Raw genomic sequence first — 2,814 nt, 5'->3', positions numbered from 1 at the left:
TTGCGAGTTGCGAGTTGCGAGTTGCGAGTTGCGAGTTGCGAGTTGCGAGTTGCGAGTTGCGAGTTGCGAGTTGCGAGTTGCGAGTTGCGAGTTGCGAGTATACAAGGGTAAATTAATTATTTTTATGTAAGTACATTAATTTACCTAACATTTTACCAATTTCTTCACACTCATTTGTTATGAGTAAGTAGTTTTCCTTGTGCAAGTAACCCAATTCAAAAGCAAGCATAACTTGTGTTTTGAGTTCACCGACGGAGCCTTTAGCTATAGAAAGGAAATGAGCTCTTTCTTTTTTGGAAAAGCGCTCATACCCTTCAGCGATGTTACTTGGAATTGAAACCGAGCAGCGACACATTTGATCTTTTAAACTAAAATCTTTGAGTAAATAAAAACTTCTATAAACTAAAAGACTTAATTGAAAAGATCTTTTCCATACATCTAATCTCTCGTAGTACATAGCCACTCCTTGGCATCAGTATCTGACTCGTATCTCGATTCTCGTTTCTCGTTTCTCGTATTCCGTTTCTCGCCCCCCGCTACTGCGAGTCGCTACTATTTATAACTCTCATACGCTTCTTTCATTCGCGCTAGGTTGCTATAAATATAGCTCGAAGTTAAACGGCCACGTTTAAACATTGTATTGTCTAAAGTGACTTGAGTTGAAGGAGCGTAACCTTGGTTAAATACCAAGGTGTTTAATTTCCCAATTTGCGTTGATAGGCCAACTCGCCACATTTCACGGCCTTTTAACTGGCCAAACGGTGTGACTTTCATGTCTTTACGTGGTGTAAGTGGGATACTAACTCCTACACCTGCTTTTTGCGCATCAGTGTCCTCATAGAATACAGCTATGTAGCTATCACCAAACCAAAAACGACTTTCAAGTTTTACACCACTGTCACCATAAAAATACTTACCTGCCGTAGCATGCAGGGTAATGTCTTGCTCTACCCAGTTGTATAGGTATGTGAGTGTTTCGTACTCACGTGAGGCACGATAGTCTGCATAATCAAAATAACCGATTTTGGCACTTACTTTGTGTCGGCCTTCGGGGCTTAACCAAGCCGTTTCGTTAATAATAGCTTTGTAATCAAAGTAGTCTTTAAAGAAACCAATTTGTGTTTGGTTATAAAAACCATATGGTAACGCAAAGGTTTGGTGCAGCATCGCATTTACAATACCTTCATCTAGGCTGTAATTATCAAATACACCGTTATCTTCATAGTCACTGCTTTCATCTAAAATAGTTTGGCCGGTAACCTTTATACCACCACCTTGCCATAACGGCACGTCAAGCTCGGCACGTAAACCTACAGAGTAGTCAAATACGCCAAATTCTGTTGCATAAGTATTAGATAAAGCAGGGCTTAAAGTTAAGCGCGGTTTAAAGTAAGGGCTTGCCTCTGCTTTACCGGCCCATACTACACCTTCAGGTATAGTTGCTTTACCTTGCTGTACATTTAAATCAGGGCTTACACCTTTTTCGATAAATAAGCGGTAGTTATCAACCTCGCCCTGAATCGCAATTAAAGGGATATCTGTTTTAGAAAGTTGTACGTTAAAGTGCGTATTTTCATTTGTTACACTTTCAGCAATACGGCCTAGTACCACACCAATTGCATCAATATCGTTACGGTTAAATACCGAGTTTTCAAAGTTTACGAATACAGTTTTCAGATTATAGCCAACTACTACATTTTCAAAGCCATCGTTTATTAACGCTTGTTTTAATTCGATCACTTGGCTATTTAAACTTGAGTTGGCTAGTTGTTGCGTATTGGCTGTTGGTGCTTGTTTTACACTTGCTACTGTAACTGCCTTTGCTTGTTCAGCTAATTCTGGCGCCATGGCTGTTTGTATAAAACCGATACCATGATCATCAATTTTAGCAATTGGTTGAGATGCAACTGGAGCCACATAAGGTGCGGCTTTAACTTTTTTATAATTCTGTTTATCTTCGCTTGAAAGCGGCATGCTAAAGTTAACACCCCAATAGGTGTCTTGTTCTGAGTAATCTGTGTTACTATAAAAACGGCTGGTAAAGGTTAGCTCGCCAATATCATAAAGCCACTTTTTAGGAATAGTGATTTTAGCACCCGCATTAAATGCCTCTGCATCATGCTCTGCTTGTAAACTAAACCAATCAAAAACTTGATACTCAACACCTGCAAACATTCCATCCATTTGCCCATGCAGACTATCACTTTTAGCTGCACCAGCAGAAAACCTAAAATCCCATAACTCTTTAGAAGCCACTACATAATAAGTTCTGTATTTGTTTTCATAACCACCGATATCTCGACCACCAATAGCAAGACTGAACCAATCTTTTGGAATATAAGGAATTTGAAACTTTGCATTAAAAGATAAGTCTCTGATTTGTTTTCTACCTTCTCCTACAAACAAATTATCGTGCATTGTATTAGTAGCTATTAGACCACTAACCTCTAAACTGTCATATAAGCCTGCACTAACAATAAAATTATGCCCATCTATATATTTATCACCATTAATATCTAACTGATTATTATACCCAAACCCTACAACCCCTTTATCTTGGATTTCAGCATTTGGGGTATTGATTAAACCGGTATAACCAGCAAAAGATTGATGAGAATTCATTTTTTCAGCAAAAACAAATGGTGAACTTAGAGCTATTGCACTACCTAAAAAGACATTTAGCTTAGACATAAACTATTCCGAGTTAAAATTATAAAAATCCTTAAATTAGATTAAATATAACATTAGAAGTGAAAAACGAGAAGTTAATAGCGAGGGTGCTAGGTGCTAGGTGCTAGGTGCTAGGTGCTAGGT

At 38.4% G+C, this 2,814-nt stretch carries 2 protein-coding genes; both read right to left on the bottom strand.

The features are described from left to right. Positions 1-112 precede the first annotated feature (112 nt). Positions 113-457: a four helix bundle protein gene (locus BIZ38_RS21560; RefSeq protein ID WP_130167815.1), complete on the bottom strand. Its 345-nt coding sequence runs from the start codon at positions 455-457 to the stop codon at positions 113-115. A gap of 95 nt (positions 458-552) precedes the next feature. Continuing rightward, entirely contained in the window at positions 553-2,691 is a 2,139-nt protein-coding gene (locus tag BIZ38_RS21555; protein ID WP_187491280.1) for a YjbH domain-containing protein, read from the bottom strand. Between the last annotated feature and the right edge of the window lie 123 nt (positions 2,692-2,814).

Origin of the sequence: Pseudoalteromonas sp. BZK2, from assembly GCF_014349195.1 — a bacterium.
GTDB classification, from domain to species: Bacteria; Pseudomonadota; Gammaproteobacteria; order Enterobacterales; family Alteromonadaceae; genus Pseudoalteromonas; species Pseudoalteromonas simplex.
The sequence above is the reverse complement of the archived record's forward strand: the minus strand, read 5'-3'. Positions and strand labels throughout refer to the sequence as shown.

Coding starts and splice junctions, on each gene's coding strand:
- BIZ38_RS21555 (WP_187491280.1), bottom strand. CDS start 2,691: ATGTCTAAGCTAAATGTCTTTTTAGGTAGTGCAATAGCTCTAAGTTCA.
- BIZ38_RS21560 (WP_130167815.1), bottom strand. CDS start 457: ATGTACTACGAGAGATTAGATGTATGGAAAAGATCTTTTCAATTAAGT.